The sequence below is a fragment of the Pseudoalteromonas sp. MMG013 genome, from assembly GCF_018100885.1.
GTDB lineage: Bacteria > Pseudomonadota > Gammaproteobacteria > Enterobacterales > Alteromonadaceae > Pseudoalteromonas > Pseudoalteromonas aurantia.
Window position 1 is genome coordinate 114,494 of the sequence record NZ_JAGJEE010000002.1, and the last position, 18,672, is coordinate 133,165.

An 18,672-nucleotide genomic window follows, 5' to 3' on the forward strand; every position below is an offset into this window, starting at 1 on the left:
TAATTAACTTATCGTAACTTTAAATGGGCACAGATAAAATAAATAGGCACAGTTTTGAATGATTTTCAGGGTACAGGTAGTAAATTGGGTAACCCTAATCGCGGTCGGTTTAAGTATCAAAAAGTGGTTGAGTATATTAAAAACGAAATTGTACAGGGAAGTTTATCGTATGGTGAAAAGCTCCCGTCAATTCGGGGGCTAAGCCAATTACTTTGTGTGAGTAAGAATTCCATAATAAAAGCATATGATATGTTGGAAGCATTGGATGTTATATATAGCGTACCGCGATCGGGTTATCGAGTTAAAGAGCTCATTATTGAAGAGGTAGCCAATTTACCGCAGCCAAAAGAAGTCGATTTACTGTCTATTTCTAAAGAAGTGCTTAAGTACTCTACGCTCCGTCATAGCATGCCTGCAGGGTCAGCACATCCAAGTAGTGAGTTGCCAGCGGTTCGACAACTTTACGCTGAGATTGGGCGCCATAGTCGTCGCCAAACACACACACCAAGTTATTATCAACTGCCACCAGGGGATGATAACTTACTGAAACAGCTTTATAAAATAACTCAACAACAGGGCATTAACGTTAAGCCGGCAGACATTGTAGTAACCAATGGGGCACAACAAGCTATCAGTTTGGCACTTCGTGCGATCACTGAACCTGGTGATATTGTTGCGATAGAGACCCCATGCTACTTTGGTTTGTTACTAATGCTAGAGTCACTCGGCTTGAAAATCTTGGAGATCCCATGTGATACACACAACGGAATGGATGTCAGCGCTTTAGAGCGTGCGCTTAAGCAATGGCCTGTCAAGGCCGTGTTAGTAACCCCCAATTTTAGTAACCCGACAGGGTCATTAATGCCGCTTGCACAAAGAAAGCTGCTGCTAAGCGTATGTGGCAATACGCCGATCATTGAAGATGATGTGTTTGGTGAATTGACTTTCTCAGGTTCCTTGCCGAGTTTAAAAATGCTTGATAAGTATAATACGGTGATTTATGTAAGCTCCCTTTCGAAAACACTCGATTCTCGATTGCGCGTAGGGTGGGTCATATCTGCACAATATCAGACTTGCATTAGTAAGCGCTTGATCAGTGAAAGTATGGGAGGCCATAATTTAATTCAGTCCGCAGTGGCTGATTTTTTAGTCAGTGGTAAATACAAACAGCATCTCAAATGTGCAAGAAAACAATATCAAGAAAATTTACACGTATTTTGTACACGCTTAAGACAAGCGTTGGATCATCATCCACTATTGAATGGTTGCTATCAATTAACGCATCCGCAGGGGTCATTTTTGTGTTGGTTAACATTACCAGTACGAGTGTGTGCTTATCGTGTATATGAAGATGCTTTGCAACACGGCATAAGCATATTACCGGGTCGTTTATTTGCAACAAATCATCAGTTTGAGCATTGTATTCGCTTTAGTTTGGCCAACTTTCATGACACTATGCCATGGCGTAAAGCCATTACCGAATTAGCCGCAATTATTGTGAAACAGCTGAAATGAACGGCGATTAATCGCATTGCTGTGTATATTGGATACAATAAATGTTATTACAGCATCAATGTATTATAAATAACTCAAACAAGAACATAGAAACGTGCTAAAAATAACAATAATACTCGTATGTTCATCACTCCAAGGAATTCTACTATGATCAAACAAAGCCTACTTGCATTCGCGGTTATTACTGCACTAGCTGGATGCTCCAGTGAACGTAGTCAATCGCAAGCTAGTAATGTAGAAAGTTCGGCAAATCAAGTCGTCAGCAGAGTAAGCGTTGATAAAGTGGTTACGCAATACACCCGTAATTTTATACAACATCAACCAGCACTGGCGACCTCATTGAAATTGACTGATGATCTATATGGTTCATACGCCGACCGATTACCAGACTATTCAGTGGCGGGTATGCAAGCATTACAAATTGATATGAATAAGGCAGCAGAGCAGCTAAAGCAACTTCAGAGTAAAAACTTATCAGATAATGACAGGCTGCATGTCAGTGTTAACGAAGTTATTGCGCGTTATTATGCAGGGGATGCAAAGTTCAGTGGCGGTTACATCGATACATGGGGTGGGCACTTACCTTTTATAATTAATCAGTTAGCAGGCCCTTTGGTTGATATACCCAACATTTTGAAAGATCAGCATAGTGTAGCAACAGCGTCAGATGCAGCAGATTATATTAAGCGCTTATCGGCGTTTGCAATATTGACAGAACAAGTGAGAGAAAAAGTACTTGCGGATGCAAAAAAGGGCATAGTGTTACCTAAACCTTTATTTGAAAACACCTTTGGCTATTTGAATAATTTTACCGCCCCGAACGCGTCTGATCATCCATTAGTGAGTTCATTTGCGACAAAACTTGCAGCTGTTGACTCGATTGATAAACCTGCGCAGCAGGCTTTATTGGCAAAAGCGCAGCACATTGTTGAGCAAGAAATTTACCCGGCATTTAACAAAGTGGTTAAAACAATGCAGGTACTTGAACTAAAAGCGCCTACAGAGGTTGGTATTTGGGCACAGCCCAATGGTGCGGCTTTTTATCAGCATGAAATTACCTACCTTGCTGATTCGGATATGACTGCAGAGCAAATTCACGACATCGGCTTGCAAGAAGTTGCACGCATTACGCAGCGTATGGATGAAATACTTAAAGAAAATGGTTATAGCAAAGGCTCAGTGAGTGAGCGTATGCAACAGTTAAATGATGAACCACGTTTTTTATATGATGACACAGATGAAGGGCGTGAAAAGTTATTGACTTTCTTACATGGTGAAATTGAGACTATTAATGCCAAGGCACCAACGTTATTTTCAACTTTACCGCCACAAAAAGTAGAAGTAAGGCGTATCCCGAAAGCGGTAGAAGCGGGCGCTCCTGGTGGCTATTACAACGGCCCGTCACTTGATGGTAGTCGTCCTGGGGTATTTGCAATCAATCTAAAAGATATGAAAGCGGTTCCGAGCTTTGGCATGAAGACGTTAACTTACCATGAAGCTGTACCGGGTCATCACTTTCAAATCGCTCTGAACATGCTGCAAACAGATATTGGTTTAATGCGACAAAATGCATCGTTTAATGGGTATATTGAAGGTTGGGCACTTTACTCTGAGTTAGTTGCCTATGAAATGGGCATGTATGAAAATGACCCTTTTGGTGACTTAGGACGATTGCAAGCAGAAGCGTATAGAGCAGCGCGCTTAGTTGTTGATACAGGGCTACACTACAAAAAGTGGACTCGCCAGCAATCGATTGAATACTTTGCGCAAGCAACCGGCTCTGCTATGAGCGATGTAACAGCGGCCATTGATCGCTATATTGCTTGGCCAGGACAAGCGTTGGGTTACAAGTTAGGGATGTTAAAGTTTGTTGAGTTGCGCAATAAAGCGAAAACGGCATTGGGTAGTCAATTTGACATCAAAGCGTTTCATGATTTAGTGCTATTAAAAGGCGCACGTCCGCTTGCAATTGTAGAAGCCGATGTCGACCAATGGATAAAAACGCTTGGCAATACTTAATACCCAGCGTGAATTTTATTAACGGGGGCTTTGCCCCCATTTTTATTTAAGGAAACCCAGTGAAACGACTTTCTTTATTTGCGTTATCAATGATTGCGTGCAACGTACAAGCAAATTTACAAGATGCTAGCAAAAGGGTCGCTGACTACGCGGTGGATACTTATCAGCAAACGCAAATACACACACTTGCGAACATGGTGTCATTTAAAACAGTCAATAAACAAGGTATTAAAGCGCCTGAAAATCCACAGTTTATTGGCTTTAAACAATTATTGAAAATGAAAGCTGCAGAACTTGGTTTAGATTATCAAGATCTGGGCTATACCGTATTAATTGGACTGGGGCAGCAGCGTGAGAAGGTGACCATTGTAACACATGGTGATGTGCAGCCAGCAGATGCAAAAAAATGGCAGAAAAGCCCTTATTTACTTGATATGACGTCACAGCCAGGCAAATTAATTGCCAGGGGCACCGAAGACGATAAAGGCCCTATTGCGACAGCGCTGTACGCAATGAAAGCAATAAAAGACAAAGGCATTGCGCTAGAAAACCGTTTGGAACTGATGATTTATTTGGCTGAAGAGTCGGATTGGGCACCGCTTAAAGCGTTTATGAAAACTTACCAACAGCCTAAATACGCTATAACAATCGACGCAAGCTACCCTGTTGTGGTTGCGGAAAAAGGCTGGAGTTTAGTGACTCCGACATTTAATGCTACATCCGCGCAGACAGGTATTTATGTATCACAATTAACGGGGGGCGCTTTTAAAAGTCAAATCCCAGAGGATGCGAGTGTTGTTTTGCATAATGCAAGCGAGGATGTGATCACACAGTTAAAAGCAAAGGCAATGCAGCTAAGCGCAGCTAAATTTGCGTTTAATGTGGTCGCAGATGGTATAAAAATTTCGAGTAAGGGGGTATCAGCCCACTCTTCAGAACCAGCTGCTGGTGTCAATGCGATAGCTTACTTAGCAGCGTTACTCTCAGAGGTTGAACTTGAAAAAAATAGCGATGGCCAAGCACTCACCTTTGTAGGACAACTCATCGGCTTAGATTTACATGGTAAGCAATTTGGTGATATAGCTTATGAGCATGACTTTATGGGGCCTATGACAGTGTCGCCCACACTCATTGAGCGCAGTGGTAATATTGTGGAAGTGGCTATTAATTTACGCCGACCTGTTGGCAAAGAGAAAGCAATATTGGCGCATCAAATTAGTACCGCGGTGACAAAATGGCAGCAACAACACGGTGTGACACTTGCGAATATGACGGTTGATATAGGCGAACCGATGTTGCTTGATAATGCCCCTCATGCACAAAAGTTACTCGATATATTTAAACATTATACCCAAGATGAAGATGCAGGGTTTGTATCAATAGGGGGGGGAACTAACGCCAAACTGTTTGATAATGCGGTGAGCTTTGGTCCATCCATGCCCGGTAAAAAATATACTGGTCATTCTGAGCATGAATATTTAACGGTGAAACAAATTAAGTTAAATCTACGTATGTATACAGCAATGATGATGGAGCTGGGGAATATGTAACTGACTGTTATGGCCAGTTAGCCTGAACGCGCTAACATCTGTAAAGTCAGCATGTTCTGTTAAAGTATGCTGACTTTTTTGTATCTGGTAAATTGATGATATATAACCTGTAATCGACTGTAATACCCAAAAAACGATTTACTTGCTAAAACCATAGTCAAGCATAGGGGCACTATGCATTAACCATAGCAGGAGCAAATTATGTCGGATTCAGCAAGTAATGAGCAAAAACCGTCTCAGCGGGTGTTAAAAGCGGTAATGGGTCAAGAGGAAGCACTTGGCCCATTTTCTAATTTACCGGGAGTGTGGAAAAATACGGGGCAATTTAGTGGTCATGGTTGGAATATGATAGCGCTACCGTTTCCTACTGGTGAACTTGATTATCGGCTTCTAAATAATCAGTATAATGAAACACTTACCTTCCAATTGGTGGATAAAAACGTCCCGAACCGAGGTATGAATGGTGACCAAGAAGTAGAAACAATCGATTATGTGCAACAAATAGAACAAATTGCAGCAGCTGATTTTCCTGATTCAGGGCTTGCTGGTGGATCTGGGCTTGCTATTCATCATGAACCGGGGCTGTGGCTGTATATGAAAAACCATACCACGGATGATCTCAATATCGCTCGATTATCAAGTATTCCCCATGGCGATTCGTTGATGGCGTTAGGCCAAAGTGCACAAAGTAAGACTGGGTTTGAAATCCCCAAGATTAGTGGTTTACCGATAGGAGTTGATGATAATTTAGAAGAAAATCCATATTTGATACCTTACTTACATTTTCATAAACATTTATTTGAAAATGTGTTCGACCCGACGCAGCCTAATGATTTGCTAAATAAAGCAATTTTGCCTTTTTTCCAACAAGGTAAAGTGGCTAATGTCACACAGTTGAAAGTAGACTCTAGGCTCGCCAGCGGTGGGGTCAATAATATTCCATTTGTGGTACGCCAAGCCAATGCCGATCAAGTTGAAGCAACACTTTGGATATATGAACTGACAGAAAAGCACCCAAATGGTGAGCCTAAAATGTTACTGCAATATTCACAAATTGTTATGCTTGATTTCTTTGAGAGACGGGATGGTCAAGGCTTAATCAAATGGCCACATGTGAGCATTAATACGCTTGAAAAACAGCCAACAAGTTAACTTGCTGAATACAGAGTGCCTCAGTATGGTTGTGGAACACGATTAAGTGAGTCATAGCTTTGTTTTTTGGTACTCATATTGAACATGGTTTTCAAACACCGAATTCTGTAGTTTTTATATAGCAAGGTGTCGCTATGAATTTCCTGATAGGCTTATACTTTTTTTGCATCTGCTACCTCTGCCGAGAGGTCTGGATGCAGGTGACTTAAAACGTTAAACTAATTGAGTTTGAATACTTTTATTTAAGGCCGAAGATGACCAACAAGATGCAACCGAGTAACCATGGCTTTGTTGATGATGTGTCAATTTTGATTGCGCAAGCAAAACAACGCACAGCAATTGCAGTAAATAATGAACTGACGCTACTGTATTGGCATGTTGGTCAGCGGATCAGCCAAGAGGTGCTTGCAGGAGAGCGGGCAGATTATGGCAAACAGGTTGTATCTACTTTATCTAAGTCGCTAACAGCACAATTTGGTAGAGGTTGGGAACAACGCAACTTAATGCAAATGGTTAAATTTTATGATGTTTTTAGAGAGTTATCAATTGTGCAGACAGTGTCTGCACAATTGAGCTGGAGCCATTTTGTTATTTTAAGTAACCTCAGGTTTGGATAAGGGTTTTGGAATAGGAAATATTTTGAAAACAAACTTGCGTACAATCAAATGATGATATTTTGTTCAATATCAAGGCGCTTTTATGCAGTAATAGCGGGCTATTACAAATGAAAGCAACGCCGAGAGTGAGAAAAATAGCTTTATTGGGCAAATTCACTTATCCAGAGCTGAGGTTAAGTAGCATTCATGACCCGATAAAGCGTGATTTCTATACTACGATGGCAATTTAAGAACGTTGGTCAACACGGACACTTGACGAACGAATTGGCGCTGTTATGTTTGAACGCACGGCCATAGCCAAAAAGCCGGATGATGCTATTGTGTCCACACTTGTTTATTGGTGGTGCACGCTAAGTTGATGCTTGAAATTTATTTGGTGTATGAGCGTCAACGTCATCGTTTAAAAATACGGGTATGAGCTTGTTCAGAATGCGTATGATTAATGGTAAGTTGAACGTATCTATCGTGGTGTCAGAACCACTCAAAAACACTGGAAAGTTAGATAAAAAACGGTGCTAATTTAGCACCGTTTTTTCAAGTATACAGCTCATTTGTAAGCGGAGGAATTATGACTTATTGCATCATAATTATGCTTTCCCATTTGGGTTGAGTGTTTTAGAAATCAAATAAATCAGTTGTTCCTTATGCGCAGCGCTGACCGTGTCACCTTTACGGCGCTTGATCATATCTTTAATTTCTTTCAGGTTGTAACGGGCCAGTGCTTGAATGCTTTGCTGGCTTGCACCTTGCTTGTCGTTATTGGCAATTTTTATTAAACGATTTACATATTCACGTTGTAGATTGCGTCTAAAACTATTAACGTCTTTTCTTGCATCGACTTTGAAAATCGCATTCGTCAATTCAGCAAATACTTCATCTAATTTAAATTCGTTACCATACAGTTCGGTATCTACAATACGTTTTAACACAACAGGGTGAAGCACATGATTGAGCACCGATTTTTGTGTGCGTAATGCCATATCATGAAACTTTGGATCTTCTGTTTTTGAGTAGTTAAAGAAGAAACGGCGTTGAGTTTGCAGGTGTTGTGCCAGCGCTTGATCGACAGAGAATGCATTTGGTGCGAACACAAAATTACTTAATGCTTGCATAGCACGTCGTTGTTCTTTTTCAGGCACTGGTGTGAATGGGGTCTTTGCATTTTTTTGACCCGCAAAATCACGTTCTACGTATACGCCGCCAATATAGCGAGAAATTACACCTACATTGTTGTGATATTCACGGTTTAGTAGCGCGTAGTCGGTCACTAAGCCTTGATAAGATTCACCTTCAACAATAGAGCGATTTAATAAATCGGAGACCAGTATATTTACTGTTTCTAAACGATCGGTGGCGTAGCCGATTGCGTCATTTGATAAGTCATAAATATTAACGCGTGGGTCGATGGCTTTGCCTGGTGCACGCATATCATCCGCATCGTTGCCAAACGCATTACCCAGTTCAGTTGAGCGCGCTAAGATTTTATTTAAGCGTTGTTGCTCTGCGTGCGCATTGTCTAGTGCACTAGAGTAACCATATTCAATGGCCCAGTTATCATATGGGCCAGCCATAGTGGTGTAGTACAACCCTTGCTTCTTTCCATGCGGGGCAAAGTTAATCGCCGGATATTCCATGACAGACCCAGTCAGTGGAAGGTTGTCACTTGGCATAATTGATTGCACTTTGTCTTTTGAATGCAATTGGCTTGAACGCATATTGTGGTTTAACCCAAGCGTATGACCCACTTCATGTAGCACCAAATAATGTAAGTACTCGCTGATAAAGCGTGCTTTATCAGCACTGCTCGCTGAAGAGGCATTTAAGGCTGCTTGTCCAAATTGTGCTGATTCGAACAATGCTGAGTGGTCATGATGGTCGTTAGATGTTGTTGCTTGTGTGCCACTGAATAAATCAAGTGTATCTAAACGGCGTCTAAAGCTTGATAGCTCAAGCATAATATCTGACCCTAGGATCTGGCCTGTTTTTGGGTTTGCAAAACTAGGACCATAGCCTGAAAAGCGCACTTTTGGAGACGATGTCCAACGCATTACATTGTAACGTAAATCTCCTGCATCCCATTTAGCATCATCAGGCTGTACCTTCACTACGATGGCGTTTTTAAATCCCGCTTTTTCAAATGCAGGGTTCCACGCTAATGCTGCCTGTTTGATTGTGTCTCGGTATTCTAGTGGTGTGGTGTTCTCAATCCACCAAACAATGGGCTCTATCGGTTCAGATACTGCGGCGTTTGGATCTTTTTTCTCTAAGTGCCAGCGATTAATGACATCACGATATGGGGTCGGGTCTTGAAGTGATGTCATATCATATTTTGTTTGACCAAAATAACCAATACGGGGGTCATCAAAACGGGCCTTGAAACTATTTTCCGGCATAGGGACTAGGCTGTGGCGCACATGAATATTAATACTTCGATCGTCAGTAAAGGCAAAATCCGCGCTAGTTGGTCTGGTAACCGTCGGTCTTACTGGGGCACCGTTATCATAAACATATTCAATGCTTAAATCGGTATTTTTAGGGTAGTTATGCAGTGCTAAATATTTTGTTTTATCTTTGCTTAACTTACCAAGTGTCCGGCGTTTTCCCGGTTTCTGCTTGGGGTTTTTAGATGGTTTTATTTGCTTAAGGGCTTCTGTCAAAAAAATACTTTTGGCATCAATGAGGATATCGCCGCTTTTTTCATCGTGTGCTTTAATCTTTACGCTGGCAACAATTGGGCGGTTAATATTTGCATCTTTGGCACCGCTAACTGCGTTGTTAGGATCAAAATAAAAATGTTGATTTTCAGCGCGAATTTCAATGCGATTAAAGACGCGATTGAATGTATAAACAGTGCCGCCGCGGTAGTTTCCTCTGAACCCAAAGTCACCAGAACCATCTAGTATTTGGGCAAAGTGTATAAACTCGCTGTTCAGTTGTGATTCGTTTAACTGTAGTAAAACGGCGCCTGATTTATTACTTTGAAATAAGGTAAAAAGACCTTCGTGCTTAGTATGGTTTTTAGTGAGGTCAGCAATCGTTTGCTGCTTCTTATTTTCAGCTTTTGTGGTTTGTTTGTCAGATGCATAAGCTGGCAGGCTGCATAGTGATGTGCTGATGCATGCAGCAATGCCAAGTGCGATCGTTTTTTTATGAAAAGTCATAGATATTCCTAACAGGTACAATATCTAGAATATAACGTGTTATGAGCCTAATAGGTGAGAAAGTACGGCGAAATTCATAAAAATAGGGTGAACTGGGAAGCTTGAATATTAACTAACCGGATAATGATGATCAGTGCTAGACCAATCATCATTAAGGGTGGGTTACATTGGGCTGTTCATTATTTAGTGGGGTTAAAATTTACCAGATGGCGGCCAGTTTGGATTATCTATTTCATCCTCACCCACAGCTGTATCTGCTTCCATGGCAATGGATTTCGGCACATTGTCTTTTGGGATCACCACCTCTACCAAGAAATTGGTATCTGGATTAGCACGAATTTCCTCCATAACATTGAGTAATTCTCCTAATTGACTGACTTTACGGCCTTGTCCACCAAAAGCATCGGTTAAATTGGCGATATTCCAACTTGGCAGCTCATTATAAGGGTACACTTCATCTAAGAGTGGGTCTTTATAATCGACTGGCGGTGTTCTAAAAGGATTTGGATTAACTAGGTATTGCTCAATACCATAAATGCCATTGGCAATAACAAATACCACCGTATTTTGTCCGTAGGCATGTTGATCTGCAACGGCCTGACACGTTTCATGAAATGCGCCATCGCCCACTACTACAATGGCGCGTTTGTCTGGATAAGCGCATTTAACCCCGGTGCCAGCTGGCACCGAGTAGCCAATAGATAGCCAAGAAGCTTGCGCTACAAACCCATTTTGACTTGGAATTTTTACACTTTGGGCACCGATAAGTGGAAAGCCAGCATCTACCACCATGATATCATCTGTGCAAAGCCATTGGCCTAAAGTATGGTAAAAATTATCATACCCGAGTGTGTTTTGAGCATGGTACTGGGTGGCTAAGAGGGGAGGCTGTTGTTTTAGTCGTAGGCCCGAAAATGGAGCGTTTTTTTGTATTTCGAGTTCAGAAAAAGCGACAATAAGTTGATCTAAATAGTCGCTAAGCTGTACTGATGGATAAAACTCAGCACCAACATGTACACCGTCATGGGCTGCCAAAATCGTTTTGTCGCTGCGTATGTCTTCATTACCTGTATCTTTTCCGGTGGTCCACGCGCCAATACCAATGAGTGCGCCTTCATCACCAACCAGTGTATCAATTTCTTCATTTTTAAGTGTGACACAGCCTTCAAACCAAGGATGAGTTTCAGCAATGACAGACTTACTCATTGCAGACGTCACGAAATGAATATGGTTTGCCGGCAGTGTATGGCTGGTGTTGATCACATCTAACAAAGCCAAAAACTTATCTTGTAGCCCATAACGTTGTAGCTCTACGCCAGCCCAAAAAATACTTTTTGGCCGTTTTAACATCATATTAATGGTTGCTTTTGCTGCATTAGCCGCTTCACTAATGGTGATTGTGGCATTCACACCACTGCTGAGTTTTCCTGTTGGTTTTACGCAGGGGGTTCGCCACACATCTTCAGCGACTTCAAAATAGATAGGTCGCTTTTGAGTGAGCATAGCGGTAATTGCAGAGTCTATTTGAAAAGGGGCTTGCTGTGCGTTAGTTATACGCTCAGCGGCTACCGTAATAGGCTTAAACATATGAATATCAACAAATTGATACCCGGTTGTATGTGAATAAAGTAAACCAGTTTGTTTTGATATTTGATCTTCTTTATTGGTTGGTGCGCCATTAATAAGTATGACCGGGACTTGTTCAACAAATGAGCCCGCGATGGTATTTAGTAAGCTAAAAGCACCAACGCTATAGGTAACATACAATGCACTGACACCTTTTAGCCTCGCATACGCATCAGCAGCAAATCCTGCACAAATCTCATTAGCATTACCGGAAATAGTAATTGGCGTTTCTTTATCGGCTAAAATAGTATCGAGCAAAGCGGCTGTATAATTACCTGCTACGCCAAACATTTGTTCAACACCAATTTCTTCGAGGCGATCTTTTAAATAATCAGCAACACAATATTCATTGATAACGTTATTCATTGCAGCTCCTTGAATTGGATCAAAAAAGGCGGCAAAAATACCGCCTGTTATCGAGGGAAGTTATGGTTTGTCAAAATAGGTTAAATTCACCCCTATTACCGTGTGTTCGTCGAGGTGTTTATCAATTGGCGCATCACTTGCTGAAAATTGACCATCAATGTATTGGTTGATCAGTTTTGCTGAATTTTCTTCATATACAGCTTTGATTGCGGTTGAAGGAGAAACATGTGTTGTGCTTTCATATGCTTCACTTAAAGGCGCCAGTCCAAATCCACGTTCAAGTACCAGATCCGTTGAGCGCAGTGCACCTTCAACCCAACCTTGATAATCAGAAAATGCTTCACCGCAGGTGAATAAGTTAGGAAGGGGCTCAATTAAATCTTCCATGACTTGTCTGTCGTTTGCGCCTACGGCCCATTGGTGTACACCGTAGCCAAATTGTTGGCTTACAGGAATATCAAAATTTACGCTGCCTTCCCAAATTCGTGCACTGGTTAGTATAGGCTCTGGCACATAGTGGGTATTGAAGATTTCTTTGAAGAACTTAGTTGCCTGTTGCACCACGGCAACTGAAGCGGGATACATGTCACTGGGGACACTCTCTACCGATTGTTCTTGTTTCGGGTTATGATAAAGTTCGCCTTTGTTTTGTAATGCACTCCAAAAGTTAATGTTTAAATAATCACAGTAAATGGTGAGTGCGGCGGGGCGTTCGTATTTTTGACTATTGATAGCATCAAGTTGATGTTGCACACTTTTACTGGGGTCGGTATCTCTTTCTTCATACATAAGTGCCGCTGCAAGCTCATCGTTTACCGCATAAAATGGATAAACAGATCCCGTGGGTAAGTCGGCAAAGTTGGGTCCAAACTCAACCGCAGGACGGCCTGTTATCCCTCGACCCCACCAAGCATTATCATAATATAGATTAATTTTCAGCAATGGCTGATTGGACGCGGTTTGCAGTGTATTCCAGAGTTTTTCACTGTGTTCTTTAGGCAATCGATTAAATGCATTTGATTTTACAAACAAGCGTTCTAACGCTAAGCGTGGTAATCCTAGAATAACTTTTTCAGCATGGACTTGACTGCGATGTTCGCCACCTTGTTCATCTATGTGGATATAGTGCAATATATATTTTCCAGATGCCTCGTCGTGATCAATTTCTTCAATACTGGTCTGTAAGTGAATGCGCTCAGTACCAATCTGATCAACGAGTGCGTTAGGTAATGTACTAAAGCCATCTTTAAAAGTTCTAAATTGTACATCTGCAGGAAAATCTTCTAACAATTGATAAGCGACACCAGCATTCATTTTCGATAAAAAAGTGCCGTTGAAGCCCAATACGCGATATAGCATGGTGATACATTCTTGGCTGTAACCCATATCTGAGAATAAGTCCCATAAAGTCCATTCATTCAGACCTTTATCTTGCCACTGACAATCTAAGCGAAATGCCTGCCAAAATTCAGGACCGCGTACTTCAGGGCGCGCATCAAAATGTGGATTAGCTTGTAAAATTCGGTTAAATACTACATTGATGATGTCTTTCGGATTAACGCCTTGTTCAGATGGCGCCAAATTGTACAACTCGGACCAAATAGCATAATTATCTTGCTGTGCATCTGTAACAGAGAAGCTCTCGCCACGAAAATATAGACGGTTGTTTCCATCACTGTTCATAGGAAAAGGAACTATTTGATCCTGTAGATCCAACGACAAAAAGAGTGCCATTAAATCATCCATTCCCTCGAATAAGAAGCGCATGCCGCCTTGCTCTTCTTTGACGGTAATGAACTCAGGTTGACCTTCTCCTGTATGTTGGTTTTTAAAGTTAATGAGATCGGAGTCTAAGCGACCCCCTGTTCTATCTGAGCGTTCGAATATCGCGAAGTCTTGTGTTTTATGTTCTTTTTCTAACCGCCACGCGCTATATAGACCTGACATACCAGCACCAACAACCGCCACCTTTACCGATTTCGGGATCGTTTTAGACTTTATCTCGTTACCAAATTTATAATGGGTCATGATAGTTCCTTATATGGATGAGAGGAGATAACACATTGATGTAGATAGCTCCTTGTTGTTAATTTTTGTCCAGTGTTTCTATTTTTTAGATTTGTAACTTTACCTTTTGTTTACAAATTTTTGAGCATATAAACTTTAGTTCATACTTAGCGAAAAAGTAATTACAGCAGGTTACATTTTTATATTCTTGCTTAGGCTATTGTTTTCTAATGAAATATATATTTTGATTTTAAATCAAGGTATTATGTTTTTCGGTATGTGTAGAAGTAGTGAGAATAATGAGCAGTCACATTGCTTTTATTATCCTAGTCATCGATTGATGATGAAGTTAATTACAGAAGGAAACACTCAATACAGATGGCTTCTTTGGTGATAAAACGTGCACTAAAGCAGTGTGTTTCGTTATACCTTAAATATGCAGCTAACATGCTGGTTTACTGCATCAAATAAGGGTAATTAATACATAGTTGGGCCGCCGACTCACTTTTCTTTTAATAAAACCAATTAGGTATTAAATGCTAAGGACTAAATATGAAACTATCACTTTATCAAGTTGATGCATTTGCGACTCAAGCTTTTGAAGGTAACCCTGCCGCTGTTATACCGTTGACAGATTGGCTAGATGATGTGCTATTACAAAAAATAGCGGAAGAAAATAACCTATCTGAAACGGCTTTTTTCGTTGCCCAAGGGGATAGTTATCAGTTGCGCTGGTTTACACCCATGGAAGAAGTTGATCTGTGTGGTCATGCTACATTGGCCACTGCACATGTATTGTTTACACATTTGGGATATGACCGTGAGCAGATTTGTTTTTTAACGCGCAGTGGTCCACTTCACGTTAGCAAGGCAACGGGTGGGTATTCAATGGAGTTCCCTGCGACTATGGTCCACCCAATTGATGCACCTGACGTTTTGTTAAAAGGGCTAGGTAATATGACACCTTGCCAAGTAAGATCTGGGTTTGACTATGTGGTTGTACTCGAGAATGAAGCAGCGGTGAACGCGTTGAACCCAGATTTTAGCGCATGGCAGCAGCTTGACAAACGAGGTGTTGTCGTCACAGCTAAAGGAGACCATGTGGATTTTGTGAGTCGCTGCTTTTTTCCTAAACTACGTGTAAACGAAGATCCTGTAACAGGCTCCGCACACTGTGAATTAGCACCTTTTTGGGCTGAATTCTTCAACAAGACAGAGCTTGTTGGTAAGCAGCTTTCTGCAAGGACAGGTGTTGTTGAGTGCAATGTGAAAGGAGAAAAAGTGGTACTGTCAGGTCAAGCCATCGATTATTTGCAAGGTGAAATTAGCGTTTGATGTCAATGTAAACGCTATGTTTGAGTGCTTTTAGAGTTTTAGTACACAATAAGACGAATGTTAATAAGGATAAATATGTTAAAGAAATGTATGTTACTTGGTGCGATGTTTGCTGGCACTTGTACAGGGCTTGACTATTCTTACATTTCATTGAGTACTAAACATACCTCTAGAGCCGATGCTTACCTTACTGTAGGTGCGTCGTTATATCAGCACAGCACTAAATTTGATATTTGGCCTTATTTAGACACGCGATACAGTGGTGCAGAGCAAGACCAGCTGCGTATTTATGTAAAATAAGTGAGTAGATGATTGGTGTTAAAGTTGATGAGGTTTTAGTGCTGTAGGGTGTCACCTTTTATCAGATAACAGTAGAAGCTGGGTTTAAGTAACCCAGCTTTTTTTATTGCAGTGTGGATATCTTATAGCGATTATTTAACACAGCCCCTAATACAACTGATATTATTTCGTTGCTTTATATTTTAGTGTGACATTTTGATAGGGGAATATGCCGCGAATACCAAAGTGCCACGTACCGCTCTGGGCATTGATTAAGGTACATTGTTCATTGCTGCCCCAAAGATATGGACGACAATCAAAGCTGAGAAAGTAAGGCTTTTTATTATGTCGAACATACAAGTCGGCTTCACCTTGTCCCTCAATATTCACTTCTAAAGTATTATACCCTTCAGGAAGTTCAATAGAAAAACGTTGCCACCATAACCAGCCATTGATATCTGTAAATTCTCCTTCAATGATATCTTGGGCAGGCGTCGTATTAAGTTCAATCACAATGGGATCGTGATCAGAAGAGCGATAAGCATGCTCTGAATACAAACTTGCCTTGTGCTTATCAGATTTATACTCAGTGTTATAGTCAAGTGCAGCTGGTTCATCTGCATTAATATGCCAATCAGATACGGCTATGACTTTATTCATAAGCTCTGTACTGGCAAAGGCATGGTCAAGGCTTCCTATTCGACCTTTATAAACATATGAATAGTCAGCTGTATTGCCATTTAACTGTTGTTTGATATTGGTATACCCTTGCTCAGTGAAGGTACGAATAGGATCTTCTTGGGCATAGGCATTAATATCACCTAAGATCAATGTATCAGGATCAGATATGCCCGTTGGTTCAGTTGAAACCCACGCTGAGAGTGCTTTTACTGCATTGATACGAGTAAGGTTCCAGCAACCTTGCCCATCATTTTGGTCTTGATCTAACCCTTCAGCACGGCTACAGCTCCCTTTGGATCTTAAATGTGTAATAACCACATTGAACGCTTCTTGACTGGCCAGCGACTCAAAAGTTTGCATGACAGGTGGACGGTTCCCGTAATCAAATGGTTCGGCTTCAGTAAATGACGGATTACCTATTTCTTTGACTTTATTACTTCGGTATATGAGTGCCGACATAATGGCATCGCCACCGACTTGTGCGGTGTTCAAATTGACATAAGCATATTGATTGGTGCTATCTTGTGCATTTAATGAAGAGGTTAAATCGGCCAGTGCACTGAGTTCATCAAAACCATCGTTCTCCATTTCTAAAATACCGATGATATCGGCATCTAGATCAAGCATAGCAGTGATTATTTTGGCTTTTTGACGGTCAAATTCTTCTTGAGTGTCGGCCCCTCTGGGCGTTGGAAATCCGCCACCTTGGCCGTCACCGTTAAAGTAATTTAAGACGTTAAAACTGGCAATACGCAAATCTCCCCGCTCGGCTACATGAGGAGCTTCAGTACGGAGATTCTGTTGTATAAAGTTCGGTTGCTGTACTGGGTGAATACGATACTGCCCGTACCCAAAGCCTAATACGCCTTGAATATTGTTGACTTTATCTCCTAGCCTCATAGTATTGTAAGCATCAAGCTCTGGAGTTGGATAGGGGATCACTTCTGGGTTTTGAGTTGAAATACCATCATCGAGGGTCAGCTCTTTTTGCTTATTTTGTACTTCTAATGCATTAGCTGGCTCACCGGGTAGGGCGAGTTGAGTTGCTTGATACAGTCGCTCACTGGCGAGCTTCACTTCACCATAACGTTTTAAACCATATGTATCATTTACAATGAGTTCATTGGTCACATTAACCAACATACCTTCGTATGCTTCTAGGCTTGGAAGTACTGGCATGGTGATATCCGTTGAAGATACCGGTGCTGTGCCACAATTGGCAATACCATTGACAGAATTAATTTGAGTTTGTCCGTATTCTTCGTGCACTTTCCCTGAAAGTTTGATTACATCTCCAGCAGTCACAGTGGAGCCAGTATAGGCTACAAATATTCCTTCTGAAGTGAGAGGATCATTATCATACTGAGTGGTTTCTTCTTGTATGAAAAAACCTTTGAGTTGGTCGTCCCCTTGCAGTGCTGTTGTAATAACACCCTGTATCTCAACATATTCTCCTAATAATGGGCTCTCATCGGTGTTACCTTGAATTGTACTTATGAGTACATTGTTTTCGTTACAAGTGAGCGTCGGCGGTTCTGGTGGTTGTTCATTATTATGTTTGCCAATATTAGAAAAGTCATCTTTTGCCAATGCTGTCCATTGTTCAGAAGGAATAAACGCGTCGCTATCGTCACTATCACCTTGTGAAATACTGCTAATGCGTATTAAAGTGCGATCTTTAGTGCTCACACCTGAATCAGACCAGCTACTACCAGGATCAACCCCTTTTTGGCCTAAGCTATCGATTGTATTACCTGCATTACTCAGTATTACGGCATCATCACCATTGTACCAACTGCCACCTGAGAGTAGTTGTGCTTTATTCGCAAGTTCTGCCGTTGCGCTAGTGTGTGCAATAACAAAGGTGGTATTTGCTGCTATAGAGCCTTCAAGGTTGATGGTTCTGCCTGCGGTCGTTTTACCATTGAAGTAATAAGAGAGTGCATAACCGTCTAAGTTAATAGTATCTGTGCCAGTATTATAAAGCTCAATAGCCTTATTATTACTACTGCCTTCTATATATTCAGAGATAATGAGTTGTGCATGTGCTGGTACGCATACTGCTGAAATGAGTGATGCTAAAATCGCTTTTTTTAACATTTTCTTATTGTTCCCGTGTTAGATTTATTATTTTGAATAGAAAATTTAGCGTAGATATTCTACTTTAATTTTGTTTCTAAAATGTGTCAAATGTTTTTATTTTGTTGTATTTTTGGTTGGGAGCCTTGTTTTTTAGCATGGGATTAGAAACGTTTGGTCGGGCTGTGTTGGTATAGTCGCTGCCGAATAAGGTTGGTATGTATGGATTAGAGTGAAATTGTAGGCTCTTACTTTTGAGTAAATTTGTCTATTTTAAGTATGTGC

Annotated in this window: 11 protein-coding genes; 7 read left to right on the plus strand and 4 right to left on the minus strand. The window is 41.1% G+C overall.

The window, feature by feature from the left end:
- The first annotated feature begins 54 nt into the window (after nucleotides 1-54).
- The 5 genes from J8L98_RS02615 to J8L98_RS02635 all read left to right on the plus strand — a co-directional run bounded on the left by J8L98_RS02615 (nucleotide 55) and on the right by J8L98_RS02635 (nucleotide 6,853).
- On the plus strand, nucleotides 55-1,515 hold the full coding sequence (locus J8L98_RS02615; RefSeq protein ID WP_247682403.1) for a PLP-dependent aminotransferase family protein: 1,461 nt from the start codon (nucleotides 55-57) through the stop codon (nucleotides 1,513-1,515).
- Nucleotides 1,516-1,662: 147 nt separating this feature from the next.
- Nucleotides 1,663-3,534, plus strand: coding sequence for a DUF885 domain-containing protein (locus J8L98_RS02620; protein ID WP_210995162.1), 1,872 nt, complete (start codon nucleotides 1,663-1,665; stop codon nucleotides 3,532-3,534).
- A gap of 59 nt (nucleotides 3,535-3,593) precedes the next feature.
- On the plus strand, nucleotides 3,594-5,084 hold the full coding sequence (locus J8L98_RS02625; RefSeq protein WP_210995163.1) for a dipeptidase: 1,491 nt from the start codon (nucleotides 3,594-3,596) through the stop codon (nucleotides 5,082-5,084).
- A 201-nt stretch (nucleotides 5,085-5,285) separates the two neighbouring features.
- Entirely contained in the window at nucleotides 5,286-6,236 is a 951-nt protein-coding gene (locus J8L98_RS02630) for a heme-binding protein (RefSeq protein ID WP_210995164.1), read from the plus strand.
- A gap of 254 nt (nucleotides 6,237-6,490) precedes the next feature.
- Nucleotides 6,491-6,853, plus strand: coding sequence for a DUF1016 N-terminal domain-containing protein (locus tag J8L98_RS02635; RefSeq protein ID WP_210995165.1), 363 nt, complete (start codon nucleotides 6,491-6,493; stop codon nucleotides 6,851-6,853).
- Between the two features lie 587 nt (nucleotides 6,854-7,440).
- Here J8L98_RS02635 and J8L98_RS02640 read toward each other — a convergent pair.
- The 3 genes from J8L98_RS02640 to J8L98_RS02650 all read right to left on the minus strand — a co-directional run bounded on the left by J8L98_RS02640 (nucleotide 7,441) and on the right by J8L98_RS02650 (nucleotide 14,034).
- Nucleotides 7,441-10,014 carry a zinc-dependent metalloprotease gene (locus J8L98_RS02640; protein ID WP_210995166.1) on the minus strand — a complete coding sequence of 858 codons (2,574 nt, stop codon included), beginning with the start codon at nucleotides 10,012-10,014 and terminating at the stop codon, nucleotides 7,441-7,443.
- A gap of 192 nt (nucleotides 10,015-10,206) precedes the next feature.
- Nucleotides 10,207-12,006: a thiamine pyrophosphate-binding protein gene (locus tag J8L98_RS02645; protein ID WP_192509711.1), complete on the minus strand. Its 1,800-nt coding sequence runs from the start codon at nucleotides 12,004-12,006 to the stop codon at nucleotides 10,207-10,209.
- Between the two features lie 60 nt (nucleotides 12,007-12,066).
- On the minus strand, nucleotides 12,067-14,034 hold the full coding sequence (locus tag J8L98_RS02650) for an FAD-dependent L-amino acid oxidase (RefSeq protein WP_210995167.1): 1,968 nt from the start codon (nucleotides 14,032-14,034) through the stop codon (nucleotides 12,067-12,069).
- Between the two features lie 531 nt (nucleotides 14,035-14,565).
- Here J8L98_RS02650 and J8L98_RS02655 point away from each other — a divergent pair.
- Complete coding sequence (locus tag J8L98_RS02655; RefSeq protein ID WP_210995168.1) at nucleotides 14,566-15,348, plus strand: PhzF family phenazine biosynthesis protein; 783 nt, start codon at nucleotides 14,566-14,568, stop codon at nucleotides 15,346-15,348.
- A 75-nt stretch (nucleotides 15,349-15,423) separates the two neighbouring features.
- Nucleotides 15,424-15,648: a hypothetical protein gene (locus J8L98_RS02660; protein WP_210995169.1), complete on the plus strand. Its 225-nt coding sequence runs from the start codon at nucleotides 15,424-15,426 to the stop codon at nucleotides 15,646-15,648.
- Nucleotides 15,649-15,810: 162 nt separating this feature from the next.
- Here J8L98_RS02660 and J8L98_RS02665 read toward each other — a convergent pair whose 3' ends face one another.
- Nucleotides 15,811-18,408: an ExeM/NucH family extracellular endonuclease gene (locus J8L98_RS02665; protein WP_210995170.1), complete on the minus strand. Its 2,598-nt coding sequence runs from the start codon at nucleotides 18,406-18,408 to the stop codon at nucleotides 15,811-15,813.
- Between the last annotated feature and the right edge of the window lie 264 nt (nucleotides 18,409-18,672).